The sequence below is a fragment of the Burkholderia sp. YHN3-13 genome (assembly GCF_055810675.1).
Genome location: NZ_JBVVNQ010000003.1, coordinates 603,897 through 625,150, shown reverse-complemented (window position 1 = coordinate 625,150; position 21,254 = coordinate 603,897). Strand labels below are relative to the sequence as shown.

General features: G+C 67.1%; 18 protein-coding genes. 10 read left to right on the top strand and 8 right to left on the bottom strand.

Annotated elements, in window-relative coordinates; translation table 11 throughout:
- The first annotated feature begins 35 nt into the window (after positions 1-35).
- From AC0KUR_RS11095 to AC0KUR_RS11080, 4 genes are all read left to right on the top strand, one after another.
- Positions 36-1,013 carry a LysR substrate-binding domain-containing protein gene (locus AC0KUR_RS11095; protein ID WP_059562249.1) on the top strand — a complete coding sequence of 326 codons (978 nt, stop codon included), beginning with the start codon at positions 36-38 and terminating at the stop codon, positions 1,011-1,013.
- Between the two features lie 195 nt (positions 1,014-1,208).
- Positions 1,209-1,880 (top strand): hypothetical protein, encoded by a 672-nt coding sequence (locus AC0KUR_RS11090; protein ID WP_034192000.1) that lies wholly within the window; start codon positions 1,209-1,211, stop codon positions 1,878-1,880.
- A 49-nt stretch (positions 1,881-1,929) separates the two neighbouring features.
- Positions 1,930-2,397: a hypothetical protein gene (locus tag AC0KUR_RS11085; protein WP_034191999.1), complete on the top strand. Its 468-nt coding sequence runs from the start codon at positions 1,930-1,932 to the stop codon at positions 2,395-2,397.
- A 224-nt stretch (positions 2,398-2,621) separates the two neighbouring features.
- Entirely contained in the window at positions 2,622-3,086 is a 465-nt protein-coding gene (locus AC0KUR_RS11080) for a hypothetical protein (RefSeq protein WP_473375877.1), read from the top strand.
- Positions 3,087-3,112: 26 nt separating this feature from the next.
- On the opposite strand, the gene AC0KUR_RS11075 is transcribed toward AC0KUR_RS11080, so the two are convergent.
- From AC0KUR_RS11075 to AC0KUR_RS11065, 3 genes are all read right to left on the bottom strand, one after another.
- Entirely contained in the window at positions 3,113-3,637 is a 525-nt protein-coding gene (locus tag AC0KUR_RS11075) for a hypothetical protein (RefSeq protein WP_473375876.1), read from the bottom strand.
- Between the two features lie 152 nt (positions 3,638-3,789).
- On the bottom strand, positions 3,790-4,890 hold the full coding sequence (locus tag AC0KUR_RS11070) for an acyltransferase family protein (protein WP_473375875.1): 1,101 nt from the start codon (positions 4,888-4,890) through the stop codon (positions 3,790-3,792).
- 211 nt (positions 4,891-5,101) lie between these two features.
- Entirely contained in the window at positions 5,102-5,746 is a 645-nt protein-coding gene (locus AC0KUR_RS11065; protein WP_226252526.1) for a glutathione S-transferase family protein, read from the bottom strand.
- Positions 5,747-5,956: 210 nt separating this feature from the next.
- On the opposite strand from AC0KUR_RS11065, the gene AC0KUR_RS11060 reads away from it, so the two are divergent.
- Positions 5,957-7,438 (top strand): sensor domain-containing diguanylate cyclase, encoded by a 1,482-nt coding sequence (locus AC0KUR_RS11060; protein WP_473375874.1) that lies wholly within the window; start codon positions 5,957-5,959, stop codon positions 7,436-7,438.
- 209 nt (positions 7,439-7,647) lie between these two features.
- On the opposite strand, the gene AC0KUR_RS11055 is transcribed toward AC0KUR_RS11060, so the two are convergent.
- Complete coding sequence (locus tag AC0KUR_RS11055; protein WP_473375873.1) at positions 7,648-8,556, bottom strand: LysR family transcriptional regulator; 909 nt, start codon at positions 8,554-8,556, stop codon at positions 7,648-7,650.
- A gap of 128 nt (positions 8,557-8,684) precedes the next feature.
- Here AC0KUR_RS11055 and AC0KUR_RS11050 point away from each other — a divergent pair, with 128 nt between their 5' ends.
- From AC0KUR_RS11050 to AC0KUR_RS11035, 4 genes are all read left to right on the top strand, one after another.
- Positions 8,685-9,572, top strand: a complete 888-nt coding sequence (locus tag AC0KUR_RS11050; protein WP_473375907.1) for an NAD(P)-dependent oxidoreductase — start codon at positions 8,685-8,687, stop codon at positions 9,570-9,572.
- A gap of 52 nt (positions 9,573-9,624) precedes the next feature.
- Positions 9,625-11,142: an aldehyde dehydrogenase family protein gene (locus tag AC0KUR_RS11045; protein WP_059562269.1), complete on the top strand. Its 1,518-nt coding sequence runs from the start codon at positions 9,625-9,627 to the stop codon at positions 11,140-11,142.
- Positions 11,143-11,190: 48 nt separating this feature from the next.
- Positions 11,191-12,525, top strand: a complete 1,335-nt coding sequence (locus AC0KUR_RS11040) for a DUF3100 domain-containing protein (protein WP_034191990.1) — start codon at positions 11,191-11,193, stop codon at positions 12,523-12,525.
- 79 nt (positions 12,526-12,604) lie between these two features.
- The gene (locus AC0KUR_RS11035) at positions 12,605-13,795 is read left to right on the top strand and encodes a M20 aminoacylase family protein (protein ID WP_034191989.1); all 1,191 of its coding nucleotides are present in this window, start codon (positions 12,605-12,607) and stop codon (positions 13,793-13,795) included.
- Positions 13,796-13,941: 146 nt separating this feature from the next.
- Here the strand turns inward: AC0KUR_RS11035 and AC0KUR_RS11030 are convergent, their stop codons facing one another.
- From AC0KUR_RS11030 to AC0KUR_RS11020, 3 genes are all read right to left on the bottom strand, one after another.
- Positions 13,942-15,123: a fumarylacetoacetate hydrolase family protein gene (locus tag AC0KUR_RS11030; RefSeq protein WP_473375872.1), complete on the bottom strand. Its 1,182-nt coding sequence runs from the start codon at positions 15,121-15,123 to the stop codon at positions 13,942-13,944.
- A 50-nt stretch (positions 15,124-15,173) separates the two neighbouring features.
- The gene (locus AC0KUR_RS11025) at positions 15,174-16,955 is read right to left on the bottom strand and encodes an IlvD/Edd family dehydratase (protein WP_034191987.1); all 1,782 of its coding nucleotides are present in this window, start codon (positions 16,953-16,955) and stop codon (positions 15,174-15,176) included.
- 333 nt (positions 16,956-17,288) lie between these two features.
- Positions 17,289-18,326: a LacI family DNA-binding transcriptional regulator gene (locus AC0KUR_RS11020; protein ID WP_175026878.1), complete on the bottom strand. Its 1,038-nt coding sequence runs from the start codon at positions 18,324-18,326 to the stop codon at positions 17,289-17,291.
- Between the two features lie 294 nt (positions 18,327-18,620).
- Here AC0KUR_RS11020 and AC0KUR_RS11015 point away from each other — a divergent pair, with 294 nt between their 5' ends.
- The gene (locus tag AC0KUR_RS11015) at positions 18,621-19,967 is read left to right on the top strand and encodes an MFS transporter (RefSeq protein ID WP_049028750.1); all 1,347 of its coding nucleotides are present in this window, start codon (positions 18,621-18,623) and stop codon (positions 19,965-19,967) included.
- 281 nt (positions 19,968-20,248) lie between these two features.
- Here the strand turns inward: AC0KUR_RS11015 and AC0KUR_RS11010 are convergent, their stop codons facing one another.
- Entirely contained in the window at positions 20,249-20,461 is a 213-nt protein-coding gene (locus AC0KUR_RS11010) for a hypothetical protein (RefSeq protein ID WP_473375871.1), read from the bottom strand.
- Positions 20,462-21,254 lie beyond the last annotated feature (793 nt).

Below are 21,254 nucleotides of genomic sequence, written 5' to 3'. Positions count from 1 at the left end.
AGATGTTAAGCTAGCGCACAGATCAACACGCGGATATGAATATGGTTCACAGCTCGGGTTCGCGTCGGGCTGACGATCCGGCGCGTGCGCGCCCGGTCGTGGACGTGCTGCCGGTTGCCGCGTCGGCGCCCGGCCCGCGGCCGCCGCTCGCGAGCCTGGAGACCGTCTGCACGGTGGCCCGCGAGGGTTCGTTTCTCGCGGCCGCCGATGTTTCCGGCGTCACGCACGGTGCGATCAGCCGGCGGGTGGCCGCCGTCGAAAACTGGCTCGGGATGGCGCTGTTCGAGCGGCATGCGCGCGGCGTGCGCCTGACGCCGGACGGGCAGCGCTTCGTCGGCCGGATCGAGCAGGCGTTCGCGATCATCGACGGCGCGGCCGATCAATGGCGCTCGCCGCGTACGCCGCGGCTGGTCCGGATGAGCGTCGTGCCCGCGTTCGCGCAGCTCTGGCTGTTCGAGCGGCAGCATGCGCTCGAAAGCGAAGCACCCGCGCTGCGTATCGAGCTCGGCATCGAACTGCGCAACGTCGATATCGCCGGCGGTGAAGCCGATCTGTCGATCCGGTACGGGCGCGGCAACTGGCGTCAGCTCGAAACCCGTGCGTTCATGCCGGAACGGCTGTACCCGGTGGCGCATCCGCGGCTTGCCGAGCAGCTGGCGAAGGCGCGCCGCCGGGCGGGGGACGCCGCGCTGCTCGACATGCCGTTGCTGCACGATTCCGACGTGACGGGCTGGCGCACCTGGTTCGACGGGCTGGGCATTCCGTTCAAGCCGCGGGTGCAGGATCGCCGGTTCGAGGATTACAACCTCGTCCTCGCGGCGGCCGAAGCGGGCCTCGGCGTGGCGCTGGCGCGGACCCCGCTCGCGGATACGTACCTGACGCGCAGCGCGCTTGTTCGCGTCAGCCGGCATGAAGTCGATTCGCAGCTCAGGTATCACTTCGTGCATGCGAAGGGCGAGAGTCGGCCGGAGGTGCTGGCGTTGATGGAGCGGATGGTGAAGGCGTTGGGGTAGGCACGCGCCTTGCCGTGGATGCGATCGACCGTGCGGTGCCATTTCTGTCAGCTCGACCGTCGTCGCCAGATCGTTACAATGCAGCCGCGGAATACGGCGAGATCGCCACAGTGAGGCAGAATCGTGCCTTCGGCCGGTGGCGGGCCACTCTTCAATCATTGCAGTACGGGTTCAAATCTGTTGAAAAGGGAACCGATGAATAGACCAGACAAGTCGTCGAAAGCGCGTGCGGCGCTGGACCAGCTGTTTTCGGGCATGGCGCCCGCGGACGCGACGCGTACTTCGCCGCGCCCCGGCAATCCGTTCGAGGCGGCGGACGACGAGGTGTCCAGTGCATCCGGCGGCCGTGGCCGCGTCGAAGTCACGCTGTCGACCCGAATCCAGCTGCGCGGCTATCCGAGCGCCGACGCGTTCATGAAGCGCATGGCCGAAGCGTGGGGGCTGGAATGGGGGACGTACGACAGCATCCGGGCCGTGGCGACGCTGCCGGCCGGATGGCGCTCGCGCCGCCTTCCGGAAGTCACGCAGATCGTCGACGAGCACGACGTGCTGCGCGCCGAGAGCAGCCTGCAGGGCGGCGAGATGTCGTATCTGAAGGTGCACCCGCGCTACTACATCGATGCACGCAAGCGTTTCGGCTGGAGCAAGTCGTCGAAGGCGTCCGACGATCCGGATCTGGACGGTCCCGACTGGAACTGCTTCGTGATCGACCGCGAAAAGTCCGTCGAGGTGCACGAACTGACGACGTCGTCGCTGAAGGCCGACATGGACAACGCCCGCGCGACGCTGCTGAAGTGGCTCGACGAGCACTATCCGAAACATCGCGACCCGTTTGCATACTGGTCGGATTGCGACCGCGCGCTGTAAGGCCGCACGGCGGCGCGACGCATCCGCCGCTTGCCATGGTGGACGACCATTGAAGCAAATCAGTCCGGTCCCGATTCTCTGGGCAGCCTTCGGCGCGGCCGTCGGATCGACCGTCATCGAGTTGCTGCTGTGGGCAATTGCCGGCGACGATGCCGTCCGGAATCTGTTGCGCGACGCACGCCTCACTGCCGCGATCGTGATGGGGCGCAGCGTGCTCGGTTCGTCCGGCGGCTTCGATCCGCTGGTCATGGGCGTGGCGACGCTCGTGCATGCGGCGCTTTCGCTGGTCTATGCGGCCGTGCTGGCACGGCTGGCCCACGGATTGTCGCTTCGCGCCACGCCGCTTGCCGGCGGCGCATTCGGCCTCGTCCTGTACGGCGTCAACCTGTACGCCTTCACGGCAATTTTCCCGTGGTTCATTCCGGTTCGCGGCGCGATCACGCTGATCGCTCATCTGGTATTCGGGGTCACGGCTGCGGCAGTCTACTGCGTCGCCCGGCGCGAGACGGGGCGCTGATCCCGGCATCGATTGCCGAGGGTGCTTGCCCCCGTCATCCGTATCCCGACCCCTGGAATAACCTGGCGCGCCGTGTCGTTTAGCCGTCAGGAGACCCCGGTGCGAAGCGAAGTAGCGGCGAGCGGTGATCGCCGCGCGATGAATCGTGCGCAAGCAAAACGGTGTGTCGGGCGTCGTTGGCGACGCTCGGGATCAAATGGTCGGGGGCAACGCAGGAGCCGATCATGTGCAACCTGTTTCGATCCGCGACAGGCATCGTCTGTCTCGGCCTTGCCGCGTCCGTCTTCGCGCAAATGGCTGACGATCCGGCGGAGAACGGCGCGAACTGCCGCGCGATCGTCGCGCAGGCGGACATCGACGGCACGCGGCAGCAGATCGTGGGGCGCGCGTGCCTGCAAGGCGACGGTACGTGGCAGATCGTGCAAGGCCCCGACGGCAGCGTGCTGTGGTATCCGGCGGCGGCCTACCCCTATGCCGATCCGTGGTACTGGGGGCCGCCGCTGTTCGTCGGAGCGGGCGTGAGCTTCATCTTCGTCGATCGTTTCCGGCGTTTCCACCGCTTCGATCACGCCGATCACTTCAATCCGATCGAGCATCGCCGCTTCGGCGCCCCGATGGGCGCGGGGTTCCGCCATGGCTCGTTTCCGGTCGGCGCGACTCGCGGATCGGGCGGCATGCGACGACGTTAGACGGCGATTGACCGGTGTCGCGATGCCTATTCGACCCTGGACGGTACGCGGCGACTGTCCAGGTCCTTCAGTGCCGGAAAGACGCTGCGGTCCCATGAACCAAGGCCGTACGACTGCCACAGTATTTTCCGTCTGACGAAAATTTCGAACGTGGGCGTCGGTGGCGACAATTTTTCGAGGCGCTGTCGCCGCTCGAACAACCATCGGACGATCGGCGGATAGTCGTCGACCGTTTCGGCGGACGCAATGGTATCGCGTTCCACGATGAAAAGATGCACGTCCGGGTGCGCGTTGGCCCAGGATTCGAATTCGCCTTTTCCGCCCAATGAACCTGCCCACCGCTGGCAATAAACGCAATCCTTTGCCGCGTGCACGATCAGGACGATCGGTTCGTGCTCGTGCACGTCTGCTGCGCGAATGCGGTCAGCCCAGGTGACCTTCGATTGCGGTTCGGACGCGCTCTTGCCGACGCTGGCGTCCGATTCGTCACTGGCCAGCGCCATGTGCGGAGTCGCAAGCATCAGCGACGCCAGTACCCAGACAGTAGCCATCCTGTGCTGCGACCACCGCAGATGTGCCATGTTCGTGCTCCCGTGCGGGACAGCCGGTATCGATCGACGAAGCGACGCGGACAACCCTGAAATCAGTGTAGTAGCCGGGAGCGCGGTGCGGTATTCCGCTCCGCGCGAGACGACCGAGGCGCTTACAGGATCGACGCGAACCGGGGCACGCGAAGCAGGAGACCGGCAACCAGGTAGCACGCGACGCAGGCGACGCTGCCGGTCACGGTGAATTTCAGGAACGGGTTCGCGGGCACGTGCCGCCACGCGAGGGCGACACCGACCAGCACGGGCGGATGGATGATGTAGATGGCATACGCGCGTCGCGACAGTGGCCGCCATGCGCCCGTCAGCCGGTCGAAGCACCGCTGAAAGCGGTCGACGAGAAACAGGATCGCCCCCCATGCGACCAGCGGTTCCCAGAACGCGTAGATCACCGCCTGAGGGCGGCCGCGCCACGCGGGAACGTGTTTCGCGAGCAGGTAGGCGAGCGGCAGCACGGGCAGCGCCAGCAGCGCGATGCGCGACCACAGCCGGACCTGCCGTGCCGGCAGATGCGCGATCCAGTGCACGCGCGCTGCCCGGCAACCGGCCGCGTACAACACGACGTAGCTCGCGAAGTAGCCGAGTTGCAGTCCCCATACGTTGGTACCTATCGGCCACCGGGACCGCAGCGCCAGTGCCGCGATACCCGTGAACCACGCTGCGATGGCCAGCGTCCTGTCGGAAGGGCCGCGGGCGGAGCGGTTCATATCGTGTGCGACAGCGCGCGGGAAGGGGGGGTACAGCAGGGCCGCCGCCACGCTGAAAATCAGCAACGCCTCGGCGAACCACATCGGTCCGTTCTCGAACGTGCCGGTTCGCCACAGATGTTCCAGCGTCTTCGCGAACGGGTGGCCCGCGCCAGACTGTGCGAGGGCGATCGTTACGGGGCCGATCAGGACGCCGTATATCAGCAACGGCAGCCCGAGCCGGAGAAACCGGTCGGCCAGGAAACGGACGGTGCCCTTGCGCGCGATCGACGGCGGCGTGTAATAGCCCGCCAGGAAGAAGAACAGGCCCATGAAAAATGCCTGGTTGATCGCGCAGAAGAGCGTCAACAGCGCGGATTCGACCGACGGCCCGGCGGCCACTTCGTGGTAGTACCACCCGCCGAGTGCGCCGTACGTGATCGCGCAGTGGTGAAAGACCACCAGCAACGTCAGGCAGGCCCGCAGTGCGTCGAGGCCGGCATTTCGATGCACGGCAACTGCCCCGTCTTGCTGAAACGCTAGGTTGACCGGAACGTCGTGAGCGCTCATCGCCTCGCCTGCGTGGTTGGTCCGTCATGACCCGCCTGACGACGATCGTTGTCGCGACGACACGTGCGCATCCGGCGGGCGTACAGATCCGTACCCTACGCCGTTGTGCTTACAACCTTCCAACAAGCCGTTTTACCGCTGGTGCGGTACCCGGTCAGTCGAGTTTTCCGCGCAGGTCGTCGAACGGAATCATCACGTGCGTGCGGTACGCGGGCCGCGCCTTCAGGCGTTCGTACCACGCTTGCACGTGCGGGATGTCCGGCCGTGCGATGTCGAGTTCGAAGTAGCGATACAGATGCGTGCCCGCCGCGATGTCGGCGAGCGTGATCGTGTCGCCGGCGAGAAACGGCTGCCCGGCCAGCACCGCGTCGAGCAGCCGGAAATACTGCGCGCATTGCGCGATGCTCTGCTCGACGCGCGCGGTGTCGCGCTGCTCGGGCGGCGTCCGGAAGTAGCCGCGGAACACGCCGTTGAGGAACGTGGGCTGCAGCGTCGTCTGCGCCCAGTCCATCCAGCGGTCGGCGCGCGACTGTTCGGCCGGGTCGTCGTGCCAGAAGCCGGGGCGCCCGTAACGCGCGGCGAGGTAGCGCAGGATGCTGTGCGATTCCCATACGACGGACCCTTCGTCGTCGATCAACGGCACGCGTCCATGCGGATTCATCGCGAGAAACTGGGGCGTGTCGAGCACGCCGAACCGGCCGCCGGCCGGCACGTGCCGATGCGCGAGCGCGAGCTCGCCGACGAGCCACATCACCTTCTGGACGTTGAACGCGTTGCGTCGTCCCCATACCGTCAGCATGCCGGTCTCCTTGCGTCGTGTGGAATCGGAAGTCGGACAGTGTAAGCGCCGCAGGCGTGCACCGCGGTGCACGCCTGCCGAGTGTCCGTCGCGCTCCCGTCGAAAAAGGCGATCCACCGGGGTCATCGCGGGCTTGATGTGCCCCCATCCGTTTTTTACTATGAGGGAAACGCGCCCGCACGTGCGCCCAAACCACTTCCGAGGGCCTCAATGCAATCCAGGTCGGCTGCTCCCTATACTGTCGTCGTCATGGGTATCGTGATCGCCTGCGCGTTGATGGGCCTGTGCGTGCTGCAGTTGTTGCAGAGCCGTAATGATGCGCTCGACCGGGCCCGCGAAACCTCCCGCAATCTGGGCCTGATGGCCGAACGCGACATCGAGCGCAACGTCGAACTCTACGACCTTTCGCTGCAGGCGGTGCTTCACGGTCTGCAGCGCACGGACGTGATGAATTCTTCCGCGAGCCTGCGCCGCGCCGTGCTGTTCGATCATGCGATGACTGCGCAATTTCTTGGCTCGATGCTGGTGCTCGACGCTGGCGGAAACATCGTCCTGGATTCCGCCAACGACGTGCCGCGCCAGGGAAATTTTGCGGATCGCAAGTACTTCACCGTCCATCGCGACAATCCCAATGCAGGGCTTTACGTCAGTGACCCATTTGCATCGCGGTTGCGGGGCGGATTGCTCAGCATGGTGCTGTCGCGGCGAATCTCGAACCCCGACGGCTCGTTTGGCGGCGTCGCGCTGATCGCGATCAACCTCGAGTACTTCCGGCAGCTGTTTGCCGGGCTGTCGCTCGGGCAGCACGGCTCGATGTCCCTGATCGGCAAAGACGGCATATTGGTGATGCGTTACCCGTACGACGTGCACCTCATCGGCCGCGACATCAGCAAGGCAGCGACATTCCGGCGCTTCCAGACGGCATCGGAGGGCTCTTTTTCCGAAACGGCGTCGATCGACGGGGTGCGTCGTCTCTATTATTTCAAGCGCCTGCCGAAGCTGCCGCTGATCATCATGGTCGCGGAGGCGGAACAGGACATCTATGCAGGCTGGCGGCACCGCGCGGTAACGATCGGCGCGCTGGTGGCCACGTTCGGCGTCGCTTTTATCGTCGTGTCGATCATGCTCGGCGCACAACTGCGGCGTCGTATGCGGGCGGAGTCCGAACTGATGCTCCTGGCACGCACGGACGGGCTCACTGGCTTGAACAATCGGCGCAGCTTCGGGGAAGTGCTGGACCGCGAATGGCGCCGCGCCCGTCGCGCTCATTCCGTTTTTTCCCTGCTGTTTGTCGACGTCGACCGCTTCAAGGCGTACAACGACACGTACGGCCATCAGGCGGGCGACGACGCGCTGGCGGCTGTTGCCCGCTGCATCGGCGACAACATCCGCCGCCCGGCAGATACCGCGGCTCGCTACGGTGGGGAAGAATTCGTCGTGCTGTTGCCCGATACGCCGCCAACGGGCGCCGCGCAGATCGCCGAGCGCATTCGTGCGGCCATCGATGAATTGGCGCTCGAGCATGCTGGCAGCGAATACGGGCGCGTCACGGCCAGTATTGGCCTGGCAAGCTGGACACCGGAGCAGGAAGGGGAGGCTGGCGCCGTGATCAAGGCAGCGGACGAGGCGCTGTACTACGCGAAGGCAACCGGCCGGAACAAGGTCGCCGCCTTTCAGTCCCGGCCCGATTGAGGCCGGGATGACGTACCCCTATTTTTGTTCGAACCGGCGTGGAGTCCGAGGTAAAAACCCGCTGCTTGGCATCGTGCGCGCGGGCGAACTGCCTGGGCGACAGGTTGCCGATCGAATCGGACGGGGACGCGTATGTCCTGTAACCGCGGCGGCGTTGCGCCGATGGCCGGATTTCCTGCGTCGAGAAACAACCTCGTGACGCTGCACAACTAGCGGAACGCCCGCATCTGCCCCATCATCATCTGCAGCATCTTGTTGGCGGCCACGGAGAGCTTGCGGCCCACGCGCGTGACCATATGCGCCTCGGCGTTCTCGAGGATCGGATGCGCGATCTCGATCGCGAACAGCTCCTTGGCTTGCAGCTCGGCCGCCACCGCGAAGGCGGGCATCACCGAGATGCCGAGTCCCGATTTCACGAACTCCTTGAGGATTGCGAAGGAATTGGTGGTGACGACCGGTCCGAGCCGCACGTGCTCGGCGTACTCCACGGCCTCCATCATCTGCCGCGTGCCGTAGGACGGGTGCGTGGCCGCCAGCGGGTAGGTGGCGAGCTGCTGCACCGTCAGTACCTTGTGGGTGCGGCGCGGAAAGTCGGGGCCGACGATCGCCATCATCGGCTGCCGCTTCGAGGCGCGCGACACCAGCTTGGGCTCGGCGGGCGGGTTGTAGACCAGGCCGATCTCGCCCTCGTCGTTCGAGATCTTGCGGATCACGTCGTTGGTGCTGCCCACGTCGAGGTTGACGCGGATCCCGGGGAACTGCCGGCAGAACTGCTGCATCGGCCCGGCCAACAGGTCCGAGACGAAGCCCTCGCCGAGCACCAGGCTGACCTCGCCGGTCTTGAGGCCGCGCAGTTCCTGCAGGCGCGAGAGCAGGTCGTCGCGGTGCGCGAGCTGCTCGCGGAAATACTCGATCACGCAGCGTCCCGCCTCGGTGGGCGTCACGCCGCGCGCGTGGCGCTCCACCAGGGTGGCGTCGAGCTCCTTCTCCAGCAGCCCGATCTGGCGGCTCACGGCCGAGGGCGCCACGTCGAGCCAGTCGGCCGCGGCGCGGATCGTGCCGCAGCGCACGGCCTCGTAGAAATAGACGATCCGGCTGTCGGTAAGGGTGTCGCTCATGATCCAGGTGTTCTAAAAAAGAGAACAATATCAATATTGGCGTTGATTGATTATACGGGTCGCCGGACCGAACATCGTGGCCATGCAAGGCGGGCGCACGCTGGCGCGCCGGCCTCGAACCAACAGCTATCAGGAGTCGTCGGATGAAAACGGTGGGCGTGATCGGTCTGGGCAACATGGGGCGCGGCATGGCGGGTTCGCTGCGGCGCGGCGGCTACACGGTGCTCGGCTACGACGCGGCGCCCGGCGTGGCGCTCGCGCTGGCCGGGCAGGCGGTGCTGTCGGCGCGCGATTCGGTGGCCGAGATCGCGCGCGATGCCGACGTGCTGCTGCTGTCGCTGCCGACCTCGGCGGTGGTCGAGGCGGTGGTGCTGGGCACGGGCGGCGTGCTCGAGAACGCCAGGCCGGGCAGCATCGTGATCGATACCACCACGGCCGATCCGGACAGCACGCGGCGCGTGGCGGCGGCCCTGGCCGAGCGCGGCATCGGCTTCGTCGACGGCCCGGTGAGCGGCGGCCCGAAGGGCGCGGCCACCGCCACCATGACCATGGTGCTGGGCGGCTCGGACAGCGACATCGCGGCCATCGAGCCGATCCTCGCGGCGATCAGCGCGAAGCGCGTGCATGTGGGCCCGGTGGGCGCCGGCCACGTCACCAAGCTGCTCAACAATCTGCTGACCGGCGTGCACCTGCTGGCCGCCAGCGAGGCGGTGCGCACCGCGCGCGCGGCCGGCGTCGATCCGGAAAAGCTGGTCGAGGCGCTCAACGGCGGCTCCGGCCGCAACAGCGCGACGCTGACCAACTACCCGACCTGGATCTTCAACGGCAAGTTCGATTCCGGTTTCACCATGAAGCTGATGCGCAAGGACGTGCGGCTCGCGCTGGGCCTGCTCGACCAGTTCGACAGCGTCGCGCCGGTGGCGCGCGAGGCGGCGCGTGTGTGGGCCGCCAGCGAGGTGACCGTCGCCGACGGCGAGGACTTCAACCGCATCGTCGACTTCGTCGACCCTGCCTGAGGCCGGGCAGCCCGCGCCGCGATCCCGCTCGACCCCTATACGGAAACCTGACATGACCCAGCACGCAGACCAGTTGCTCGCCGCCTTCGCGCATTTCTTCCCCGGTGCCGCCACGATCGGCTCGTATATCGACGGCGAACTCGTCGCCGGCCAGGGCGACACGATCCAGCTTTACGATGCGGCGACGGGCGAGGCCACGCTCGCCTATCGCGACGCCGGCGCGGCCGTGATCGACCATGCCGCCGAAAGCGCGCGCCGCGCGCAGCGCGAATGGTGGGCGCTCACGCATGCCGCGCGCGGTCGCGTGATGCAGGAGGTGGCGCGTGCGATCCGCGCCGAGGCCGAGGCGATCGCGCGGCTGGAGGCGCTGGGCTCGGGCAAGCCGATCCGCGACTGTCGCGGCGAGGTGGCGAAGGTCGCCGAGATGTTCGAGTACTACGCGGGCTGGACCGACAAGTTCTACGGCAGCGTGATCCCGGTGCCGACCTCGCACCTCAACTACACGCGCCGCGAGCCGGCCGGTGTCGTGCTGCAGATCACGCCCTGGAACGCGCCGGTGTTCACCTGCGGCTGGCAAGTGGCGCCCGCGGTGGCGATGGGCAATGGCGTGCTGCTCAAGCCGTCGGAACTGACGCCCTTCACCTCGCTGGCGGTTGCCCGGCTCGGCGAGCGGGCCGGGCTGCCGCGCGGTCTGGTCAACGTGCTGGCCGGTTTCGGTCACACCGTCGGGCAGGCCGCGATCGCGCATCGCGTGGTGAGCAAGGTGGTGTTCGTCGGCTCGCCGGCCACCGGCGCGCGCATCGCCGAGGCCGCCGCGCGCCGTGTGCTGCCCTGCGTGCTGGAGCTGGGCGGCAAGTCGGCCAATATCGTGTTCGCCGATGCCGACCTCAAGCGCGCCGCGCTGACCGCGCAGGCGGCGATATTCGCCGGCGCGGGCCAGAGTTGCGTGGCCGGCTCGCGCCTGCTGGTGCAGCGCGCCGTCTACGACGAATTCGTTGCGATGGTGGCTGCCGGCGCGAAGAAGATCCGTGTCGGCGCGCCGCTCGACGACGCGACCGAGGTGGGCCCGATCAACAATCGCAAGCAGTACGACCATGTGATGTCGATGATCGCGCGCGGCGTGGCGGCGGGCGCCACGCTCGCCAGCGGCTCGGCCGAGCGCGTCGAGGCGGGTCGCGGCGGCTACTTCGTGGCGCCCACCGTGCTGGCAGGCGTGTCGAACGCGATGGAGGTGGCGCGCACCGAGATCTTCGGGCCGGTGGTGGCCGCCATCCCGTTCGACACCGAGGACGAGGCGATCGCGATCGCCAACGACACCGACTTCGGCCTGGCCGGCGCGGCCTGGACCACCGACGTGGCGCGCGCGCATCGCGTGGCCGCGCAGGTGAATGCCGGCACCTTCTGGGTCAACGGCTACAAGACCATCAACGTGGCCTCCCCGTTCGGCGGCTACGGCATGAGCGGCTACGGCCGCTCGAGCGGGGTCGAGGCGCTCTACGAATACACGCAGACCAAGAGCGTGTGGGTCGAGACGGCCGAAGCGCCGCCCACCGCGTTCGGTTATCTGTAACTACCGGCCCGCATTCGACGGCAGCCGGGCTTCAAGGGGAGATTCGTCATGGAACACGCACTGGGTATCGAACGCCGCGAGCTGGGCGGCGCGGCCACCGCCAAGGTCCTGCTTTACGCGGCCGGCATCCTGCTGATCGCCGAATGGATCGGCTCGTTCACGTTCAAGCTCGGACCGGGCAAGGTCGTGCTGCTGCCGATGATCTGGGCGCTGCTGCTCGGTGCCGCGGTGGGGCTGGCCAGTGCGCGCTGGAACAGCAGCGCGCGCCTGAGCGTGCCGGACCAGTTCTTCGCGGCCGCGATCCTGCAGCCGGCGCTGCTGCTGTTCGTCTCCAAGCTCGGGCTGATGGTGGGCAGCGCGCTGCCCAAGCTGGCTTCGGCGGGGTGGGCGCTGGCCTTCCAGGAATTCGGCCACTTCGTCGGCACCATCCTGCTCGGCCTGCCGCTCGCATTGCTGCTCGGCATCAAGCGCGAAGCGATCGGCGCGACCTTCTCGGTGGGCCGCGAGCCGAGCCTGGCGATCATCGGCGAGAAGTACGGCATGGATTCGGCCGAGGGCCGCGGCGTGCTGGCCGAGTACCTGACCGGCACCGTGTTCGGTGCGGTGTTCATCGCCGTGTTCGCGGGTTTCGTGAGCAGCCTCGGCATCTTCGATCCGCTTGCGCTGGCGATGGGCTCGGGCGTCGGCTCGGGCAGCATGATGGCGGCCGCCTCGGGCGCGATCGCCGCGCAGCAGGACCCGGAGACGGCGAAATCGGTGCTCGCCTTCGCCGCGGCCAGCAACCTGATCACCACCACCATCGGTACCTACTTCACGCTGTTCATCTCGCTGCCGCTCGCGGTCTGGGGCTATCGCGTGCTGGAGCCGCTGATCGGCCGCACCACCAAGGCTTCGGCACAGCCCGAGGCGGCCAGCCCGTCGCTGGGCGAAGTGCGGACCGAGGCGCCCGCGCTCGGCTACGGCGGCAAGCTGCTCGCCTGGATCGTGACGGCCGCGATGGCGCTGGTGTGCGACTGGATCGCGCACGGCACCACACCGCTGGTGGGACTGCCGGGAATGGCGATCATGGTGTGCGCGACGATCGTCGGCGATGCGCTGGCGCGCGTGACGGGGCGACGGATTCCGGCCGTCTGCTGGGTATCGGTGGTGGCGATGTTCCTGACCTCGCCGTGGTGCCCGTGGGCTTCGCAGATCGCCGCGCTCGGCTCGCACAACGATTTCCTCGGGGTGACCACGCCGATGCTGGTGTTCGCGGGGCTGTCGATCGCCAAGGACATCCCGGCCTTCCGCCGACTCGGCTGGCGTATCGTGCTGGTGTCCTTCGTGGCGAATGCCGGCACCTTCATCGGCGCGACCCTGGTGGCGCAGCTGTTCCATATCTGATGCCTCGCGGTGTGGCGGCGGGCGCCATGGACCAGCCCGCCGCCACGCCGCGACGACCGACAAGCACGTACCCATCTGCATGAAATTGATCGATTCCATCGTCGCGCATACCGACGAACTGACGGCGATACGCCGCGACATCCATGCCCATCCCGAGGTGGGCTACGACGTGTTCCGCACCGCCGAACTCGTCGCCGAGCGGCTCGAGCAATGGGGTTATGCCGTCACGCGCGGTGTCGGCCGCACCGGCGTGGTCGGCACCTTGAAGCGCGGCGGCAGCGCGCGCGCGATCGGCCTGCGCGCCGACATGGATGCGCTGCCCGTGCAGGAGGCCAACACCTTCGCGCATCGTTCGACGGTGCCCGGCGCGATGCATGCCTGCGGCCACGACGGGCACACCGCCATGCTACTGGGGGCCGCGCGCCATCTGGCGCGGCATGGCGAGTTCGACGGCACCGTGCAGCTGTTTTTCCAGCCGGCCGAGGAGGCGGGCGGCGGCGCGCGCGCGATGATCGAGGACGGCCTGTTCGAGCGTTTCCCGGTGGATGCCGTGTTCGGGCTGCACAACTGGCCCGGCATCGCGGCGGGCGATTTCGCGGTGCGGCCGGGGCCGCTGATGGCCTCGACCAGCCTGTTCCGGATCAACTTGCGCGGTGCCGGCTGCCACGCGGCCATGCCGCACCTGGGCCGCGATCCGGTGTTCGCGGCGGGGCAGGTGCTGAGCGCGCTGCAGGGAATCGTCACGCGCAACCGAAATCCGGTCGACGGCGCGGTGCTGTCGGTCACCCAGGTGCATGCGGGCGAAGCGATGAACGTGGTGCCGACCGACGCCTGGCTCGGCGGCACGGTGCGGACCTTCTCCGATGCGACGCTCGACCTGATCGAAACGCGCATGCGCGCCGTGGTGGCTGCGACGGCCGCGGCCTTCGATTGCGAAAGCGAGGTGGATTTCCAGCGCCAGTATCCGGCTACCGTGAACGATGCCGAGCAGACGGCGGTGGCGGTGGCGGTGATGCGTGAACTGGTGGGCGACGCGCATGTGAACGCCGCCGTCGATCCGACCATGGCGGCGGAGGATTTCTCGTTCATGCTGCGCGAGAAGCCGGGTTGTTATGCATTCCTCGGGAATGGCGCGGGCGATCATCGCGTGCATGGGCACGGCGGCGGGCCTTGCCTGCTGCATAACGCCAGTTACGACTTCAACGATGCCTTGCTGCCGGTGGGGGCGAGTTATTTCGTGAGGTTGGTGGAGCGGGTCCTGGGGCGGTAGGGACGCGGTGCTGACTTGTCGGGGCCGATCGCGACCGGGCGCCGCGCACCGAGGTGGCGGGGCCGCGGTCTTGCCGTTGCCCCGCTGCCCGTCGATCGGGTTCGCGTACGCTTTCGCGCGGTCGCGCGCCGTCGAGTTTCGCTGCGTCAGGCGCCGAGCAGGCCGCGTGCGGCCAGATTGGCGTACAGGGCGCGCACGCCGAAGGTCCAGGGGGCAATCGTCGTGCAAAGCTGTACGGTATTGACGAGTGCGCCGAGCGTGGGCGTCGAGATGGTGACGCGATCGCCCAGGTGATGCGTGAACCCGCCGCCGGGCGCGTCGCGGTCCTGAATCGGCGAGAACATCGTGCCCAGGAACAGCATGAAGCCGTCCGGATACTGGTGATGCGCGCCGCAGGTTTGCGCGACGAGGTCGGCAGGGTCGCGGCTGATCTCGCGCATGTGGCTGACGCCGTCGAGGACGAAACCGTCGTCCGCGCCTTCGACGCGCAGCGACACGCTGGCCTGCCGCACGCTGTCCAGCGTGAAGCCGTCGTCGAACAGCCGCACGAACGGGCCGATCGCGCACGAGCCATTGTTGTCCTTGCACTTGCCAAGCAACAGCGCCGAGCGGCCTTCGATGTCGCGCAGGTTCACGTCGTTGCCGAGCGTGGCGCCGACCGGCGCGCCGGCGCTGCTGACCGCGAGCACGATCTCGGGCTCCGGGTTGTTCCACACCGACACGGGCAGCAGGCCCACCTCCGCGCCGAAGCCCACCGCGGACATCGGCTGCGATTTGGAGAACACCTCCGCGTCCGGGCCGATTCCGACTTCCATGTATTGCGACCACGCGCCGCGGCGCTCGAGTTCGGCCTTCAGGCGCAGGGCGGCTTCCGAACCGGGAACGATCCTCGACAGATCGGTGCCGATGGTCGCGGCCAGGGTGTCGCGCACGTCCCGCGCCTTGGCCGGATCGCCGCCGGCTTGTTCCTCGATGACGCGTTCGATCAGGCTGACGGCGAAGGTGACGCCGCAAGCCTTGATGGCCTGCACGTCGCACGGTGCGAGCAGGTGCGTGGCGCCGGACGTGCCGTCCAGTGCCGCCTGCAGCAGCGGCTCGACGCGGCCCAGCGATTCGCCGGGGGCCGCGCGCGCGATGGCGACTGCGTCGGGGCAGTCGAACAGGTCCGCGGTGGTCGGCACGGTGCGCGTGATGTCGAACATCTCGCCGCCGCGCACGGCAACGACGCTCGGGCCCGCGTGGGCGCCATCGTGCCGCCAGACGCGGCCGATCAGCAGCGCGTGTGCGAGGTCGTGCGGCAGGCAGTCGGAAACGGAAAGTGTACGCATGGTCAGCTCGGTGGGAGTCGTGGACGGTTGGATCGGCGGGATCAACGAGATCAGTGGGAGTGGCGCGGGTTGCCGCGCTGCTCGATGACCTTCAGGTACAGCGTGGCCGGTTCGAGGCAGCCGCCGGTGGACAACTGGCCCACGAACCGGCGATAGAGTTCCTGCCAGGGCGTCTGCGCCTGCGGGACGGTGAAGCGGGCAGTTTCGCGGCGGCGTGCGAGTTCCTCTTCGTCGACGAGCACGTCGACGCTGCGGCGGTTCAGATCCACGCGGACGCGGTCGTTCGTGCGCAGCAGGGCCAGGCCACCGCCGACCGCAGCCTCCGGCGACACGTTCAGGATCGACGGGCTGGCCGACGTGCCGCTCTGGCGTCCGTCGCCCAGGCATGGCAGCGACGTCACGCCGCGCTTCACGAGGTCGGCAGGCGGGGCCATGTTCACGACTTCCGAACTGCCCGGATAGCCGACCGTACCGCAGCCCCGGATCACCAGGATGCAGCGCTCGTCGATGTTCAGCTGCGGGTCGTTGATGCGGGCGTGATAGTCCTCGGGGCCGTCGAAGACGATCGCGCGTGCCTCGAAGGTGTTCTCCGCGCCCGGTTCGGCAAGGTAGGTTTGACGGAAGGCTTCGCCGATCACCGACATCTTCATGATGGCGCTGTCGAAGAAATTGCCTGACAGCACCATGAAGCCGGCGCCGTGTTTGAGCGGCGCTTCGGGCGTACGGATCACGTCGCGATCGGCGTCCTGCGCCGCGTCGGCGATCTCGCCGATCGCGCGGCCGGACACGGTCAGGCAATCGCGCCGCAGCAGACCGGCCGAATCGAGCTGGCGCAGCACGGCGGGCACGCCGCCGGCGCGATGGAAGCTCTCCCCCAGGTATTCGCCGGCCGGCATGCAGTTGACGAGCAGCGGCACGGATTCGCCGAAGCGCTGCCAGTCATCGAGGCTCAGTTCCACGCCCATGTGCCGCGCAATCGCGATCAGGTGTGGCGGGCAGTTGGTCGATGCGCCGAGCGCGGAGGCGACCACGATGGCATTCTCGAACGCCGCGCGCGTCATGATCCGCGACGGGCGCAGATCTTCGCGCACGAGCTCGACGGCGCGCTTGCCGGTGGCGTAAGCCATCTGACCGCGTTCGCGATAGGCGGCGGGGATGCTCGCACACCCCGGCAGCGACATGCCGAGCGCCTCGGCCAGGCTATTCATCGACAGCGCCGTACCCATGGTATTGCAGTGGCCGATCGACGGCGACGATGCGGTGGTCAGCTGCATGAAGCCTTCGTAGTCGATATCGCCGGCAGCCAGCAGATTGCGGGCGTGCCAGATCACGGTGCCCGATCCGACCCGCTTGCCTGCGTGCCAGCCATCGAGCATCGGTCCGCCCGACAGGACGATCGCGGGCATGTCCACGGTGGCCGCCGCCATCAGGCAGGCGGGCGTGGTCTTGTCGCATCCGGTCGTGAGGACCACGCCGTCCAGCGGAAAGCCATGCAGCACTTCCACGAGCCCCAGGTAGGCGAGGTTGCGGTCGAGCGCGGCGGTGGGCCGGCGGCTCTGCTCGGCCAGCGGATGGACGGGGAACTCCATCGGAATGCCGCCCGCGTCGCGGATGCCTGCCTTGGTGCGTTCGGCCAGCTCGAGGTGGTGGCGGTTGCACGGCGCCAGGTCACTGCCCGTCTGCGCGATGCCGATGACGGGACGTCCCGACTGCAGCTCCTCGCGCGTGAGCCCATAGTTCATGAAGCGCTCGACATAGAGCGCGGTCATGTCCGCATGCGCGGGGTCGTCGAACCACTCCTGGCTGCGCAGACGGCGAGGGGCTTGGGTCATGGCAGGCTGTCTCCGAAGGATTTTCTTGGTTTTGCGTGCCGGATAGTTACCGGTAACATGACGTCGATGTTAGCACGGGGTTTTCGCGTTGCGTAAGGGGATTCTCGAGCGAATGATGCAGGCAATGGAGATCGTGCGACGCACGGGCGCGGGTTTCCGGGGCGGTGAATGGCGTGCGCCGATACGCATCGATCCTCATGCGGGCAGCTCGCCGATGCGGGGCAGGTGCACGTGATGGGCAGGGCGTGTACGCGGTCTAGCGCGCCGCGCTACCGCCGCGCCAGGAGGTGCAGCCGTTCTCGGACGAGCCGGCCGGCCCGTGCCTTCGGCGAGTCACGCGCTTTCCCGTGCGACGATCGTGTAGTCGATCCGGATGCGTTGCGACGCGCTCCGCTCGCCGCCATCGCGAGCTTGCAATGCGGCCAGCAACGCTTCGCCCGTGCGCAGGCCGATGCCGTACGCGTCGACCGACACCGTGGTAATGCTCGGGTGGCAGCATGCGGCCACCTCGAAGTTCCCGAAGCCGGCCACGGCCATGTCCGCGGGCACGGACAGCCCGCGCCGATGGCATTCCATGATTGCACCGAACGCCGACATGTCGCTCACGCACATCACCGCGTCGGTGTCGGGCCACGTCTCCAGCAGGGCGGCCATCGCAGGCCCACCGTGGCTCATGGTGATCGGTGATTCGCCGAGCCGCACGATGCGCGGCTCACCGAGTCCCAGCGCCTTGATCTCCGCCTGATACCCCTTGAGCCGGTCCAGGCCGCGGCGATCCAGTTCGCTGGCGCCGCCGAGAAAACCGATGCGTTGGTAGCCGCGCTCCGCCAGATGCCGCACCATCGCACGCGCGGCCCGCACGTTGGAGAAGCCCACGGCGGTGTCGATGGGATGCGTGGGCAGGTCCCACATTTCGACGACGGGAATGGCCGAGCGTTGCAGCACCTGGCGCGTCGCATCGGTGTGCTGCGCACCGGTCAGCGCGATGCAGCGCGGCTGGTGACGCAGCATGGAGCGCACCAGCCGTTCTTCACGTTCCAGGTCGTAGTCGGTGTCGCCGAGCAGCAGTTGCAGGCCATGCGGTTCGAGCGCATCGGTGAGGCCGCGCACGGTGTCGGAGAAGTTGGAACTCGACAGCGACGGCACGAGCACCGCGACGAACGCCGAGCGCCCCGACGACAGCGCACCCGCGGCCGCGTCGGCCACGTAGCCGAGCTGGTCGATGGCCTTGCAGACCCGCGCGCGCGTTTCGGCAGCCACGCTGTGGCCGGCGAGCACGCGCGACACCGTCATCTTCGATACGCCGGCCAGGCGCGCTACGTCGGACATGCGGGGCGGTCCGGCAGGCCGGACGGCGGTGGGGCTGGGCATCGGAATGGCGATCCGGGAGAGAAATCAATCAAGGCTACATCATACCGGTGCGAAATACCGTGCAGGCCGGCGGCGTCCGTTGCGACCGTGGTTCCACTAGGGAAACTCCCCGTTCACCAGCACTTGAACTCGCCTGTCCCGACATGCTAACTTGGTTATGTTACCGGTATCAGATCGCCGATGGTTCCCGTTGCCGCGTCGGCGTTTTTTTTGCGACGGATTGTTATCGGTAACATCCACGCATCATCGAACTCGCAGGTACGAAGAAGACCTACACAATCAGGAGACAAACCGATGCCGTCCATTACGCAGACCGCTGTCGCACCGGCCGCGGCCGCCTCTTCGGAAGACGCCCTATATCGCAAGGTCATGCGGCGCGTTCTGCCATTGCTGCTGCTGTGCTACGTCGTGGCGTACCTGGACCGCGTCAACGTGGGCTTCGCCAAGCTGCAGATGCTCGACGACCTGAGCCTGAGCGATGGCGTCTACGCGTTCGGCGCCAGCATATTCTTCTGGGGCTACTTTCTGTTCGAGATACCCAGCAACCTGCTGCTGCACCGCTACGGCGCGCGCTTCTGGATTGCGCGGATCATGATCACCTGGGGCATCGTGTCGTCGTCGATGGCCTTCATCGTGCCGCTCGCGCAGTTCTTCCACGTGCAGACGTCCACGATGTTCTACACGTTGCGCTTCCTGCTGGGCCTGTGCGAAGCCGGCTTTTTCCCCGGCGTGATCCTGTACATGAACTACTGGTTTCCGGCGCGCCGCCAGAGCGTGGCCATGTCCGGCTTTCTGGTGGCGATCCCGCTGAGCCTGACGCTCGGCAGTGTGGTGTCCGGCTGGCTGATGGAACAGACGCATGGCCTGGCGGGCATGAGCGGCTGGCAATGGATGCTGCTGCTGGAAGGGCTGCCGTCGATCGTGGTGGCGTTCATCGTGCTGGCCTGCCTCGGCGACGGCCCGCAGTCGGCGAAGTGGTTGTCCGCCGACGAAAAGGCCGTGCTGTCGCGCAACCTCGAATCCGAGGCCGCGCACAAGTCGCACAGCATCGGCGCCGCGCTGCGCAGCCCGCGCGTCTGGCTGCTGACCTTCATCCTGCTCACCTTCAATACCGGCTTCTACGGACTGGCGTTCTGGCTGCCGTCGATCATTCGCGCGTCGGGCGTGCAGAGCCCGCTGCATATCGGTCTGCTTACCGCCATTCCGTATCTGACGGCGATCTTCGCGATGGTGTGGAATGCATCGCACTCGCGCAAGACCGGCGAACGCCGCCTGCACGCGGCGATTCCCGCGCTGATCGGCGGCGTCGGCCTGATCATGAGCGCGGCGTGCGCGCAGCACGTGGCGTTGTCGATACTGTTCCTGACCATCGCCACCTGCGGCATTCTGGCGCTGATGCCGATCTACTGGACCTTCCCCGGCCAGATCCTGTCCGGCACGGCCGCGGCCGCGGGCATTGCGCTGATTAACTCGGTGGGCAACCTGTCCGGCTTCACGGGCTCGATGATTACCGGCATCGCCAAGGAAATGACCGGCAACATCAACAACGGCACCTATGCGCTGGGCGCCTGCCTGCTGGTCAGCTGCGTGCTGATCGCGCTGATTCCGCGTGCCATCCTGCAGCCGCCGGCCAGGCTGTAGGTACTTCGCGGACAGTCTCGTACGCGGTCGTCGCGGCGAGCCTGATCGCGCGATCGATCGCCTTGTCAAGCACGTGCCGGGTGAGCAGATCGATGATCGGTGTGCCAACCACGCTGACGAGCACGGGATGCCGCGGCAATCCGACGAGCAGACAATGCCCGAGCGTTTCCACGGCGGTTCCCGTGCCTTGAATGATTCGGCCCCCCCCTCAGGCCGCATTCCGTGGCGTGAGACCTGCAAGTCGGGATGAACGGGAGTCGCCGCTGGTTCGCCGGACGAAATCAGTCGCCACATTGGCGACCATGCAGCCCGAGGTGCAACTGGACCAGCCACGCCCGGCGGCAGTCGTCGGCGACCAGCACTTTGACGCCGGGGTTTTCGCTCGATTCGATCTTGCGCGCCGCCACGGCGGCATCGAACGCTCGCAGCGCCCACCGCCGCAGCAGCATCATCACCAGAAGCGCCACGGTGACGGTGCTGCCCTGATAGAGCAACGCTGGTGCACCGCTTTCGGGCACGCCGAACAGCAGGCCGACGCTCAGACAGGGGGGCTGGCCATGCCCGTCGAAACCGAGAAGAGCACGATGTTTGCGCGCGGCGCCGTTGCGGTGCGGGGTTTCATGACGCGCAGGTTCTCCGCGGGATAGACGTGATCGCCATGCTGAGCGTGCATGGCTTACCCGACACTGACATGATCCGCAATCTTCAACCAAGGCCGATACCGCGGGGGAAGTGCTCGCGGATGCCTGCATGAAGCACGCGCGCCATCGTGATGACGGCGGCCGCGATCATCCCGCGGGCCTTGCCGCCGTTCGCATTCGGCTTTGGCGCGACGCGCGCGGGGCGGCTGCCTGCCGAGCCCGCCTTCCGCGAGGCGCGAGCGCCGTGTCTCCGTCGATTCGCTGTTTCCGGGTGAGTAAGTAACGAGTAAGTCGATCGATCCTAGAGTCGGCTCCGTTGCCCCTCCACTTCGAGAAACAACCGTGAAATGAACTCTTTGCCGCAAGCGTCCACTGTTGCTGGCTTTCATATCGGCCGTTCTGTATTCGGGCGCAGCGTGGGCGAACAGCGCCGCGACTGAGGCAAAGAGCCAACACGGCGGTTTTGGCGGCACGTGAACGAACGTGGTGTCACGAGACTTACGCCGTTCCGTCATAAAAAATTTTTTAATGCGTCGCCAACGTTTGCGAATGCCAAACGAGCTCCGTCGCACTTCAGCGCCCGACCGTGCCGCCGTAAAGCAGATACAGGCGCGTTCTCGTGAGCCTGTCGCAATTGCCGCGCGCA

Coding starts and splice junctions, on each gene's coding strand:
- AC0KUR_RS11090 (WP_034192000.1), top strand. CDS start 1,209: ATGAATAGACCAGACAAGTCGTCGAAAGCGCGTGCGGCGCTGGACCAG.
- AC0KUR_RS11095 (WP_059562249.1), top strand. CDS start 36: ATGAATATGGTTCACAGCTCGGGTTCGCGTCGGGCTGACGATCCGGCG.
- AC0KUR_RS11035 (WP_034191989.1), top strand. CDS start 12,605: ATGAAATTGATCGATTCCATCGTCGCGCATACCGACGAACTGACGGCG.
- AC0KUR_RS11015 (WP_049028750.1), top strand. CDS start 18,621: ATGCCGTCCATTACGCAGACCGCTGTCGCACCGGCCGCGGCCGCCTCT.
- AC0KUR_RS11030 (WP_473375872.1), bottom strand. CDS start 15,123: ATGCGTACACTTTCCGTTTCCGACTGCCTGCCGCACGACCTCGCACAC.
- AC0KUR_RS11060 (WP_473375874.1), top strand. CDS start 5,957: ATGCAATCCAGGTCGGCTGCTCCCTATACTGTCGTCGTCATGGGTATC.
- AC0KUR_RS11055 (WP_473375873.1), bottom strand. CDS start 8,556: ATGAGCGACACCCTTACCGACAGCCGGATCGTCTATTTCTACGAGGCC.
- AC0KUR_RS11080 (WP_473375877.1), top strand. CDS start 2,622: ATGTGCAACCTGTTTCGATCCGCGACAGGCATCGTCTGTCTCGGCCTT.
- AC0KUR_RS11045 (WP_059562269.1), top strand. CDS start 9,625: ATGACCCAGCACGCAGACCAGTTGCTCGCCGCCTTCGCGCATTTCTTC.
- AC0KUR_RS11075 (WP_473375876.1), bottom strand. CDS start 3,637: ATGGCTACTGTCTGGGTACTGGCGTCGCTGATGCTTGCGACTCCGCAC.
- AC0KUR_RS11040 (WP_034191990.1), top strand. CDS start 11,191: ATGGAACACGCACTGGGTATCGAACGCCGCGAGCTGGGCGGCGCGGCC.
- AC0KUR_RS11025 (WP_034191987.1), bottom strand. CDS start 16,955: ATGACCCAAGCCCCTCGCCGTCTGCGCAGCCAGGAGTGGTTCGACGAC.
- AC0KUR_RS11065 (WP_226252526.1), bottom strand. CDS start 5,746: ATGCTGACGGTATGGGGACGACGCAACGCGTTCAACGTCCAGAAGGTG.
- AC0KUR_RS11020 (WP_175026878.1), bottom strand. CDS start 18,326: ATGCCCAGCCCCACCGCCGTCCGGCCTGCCGGACCGCCCCGCATGTCC.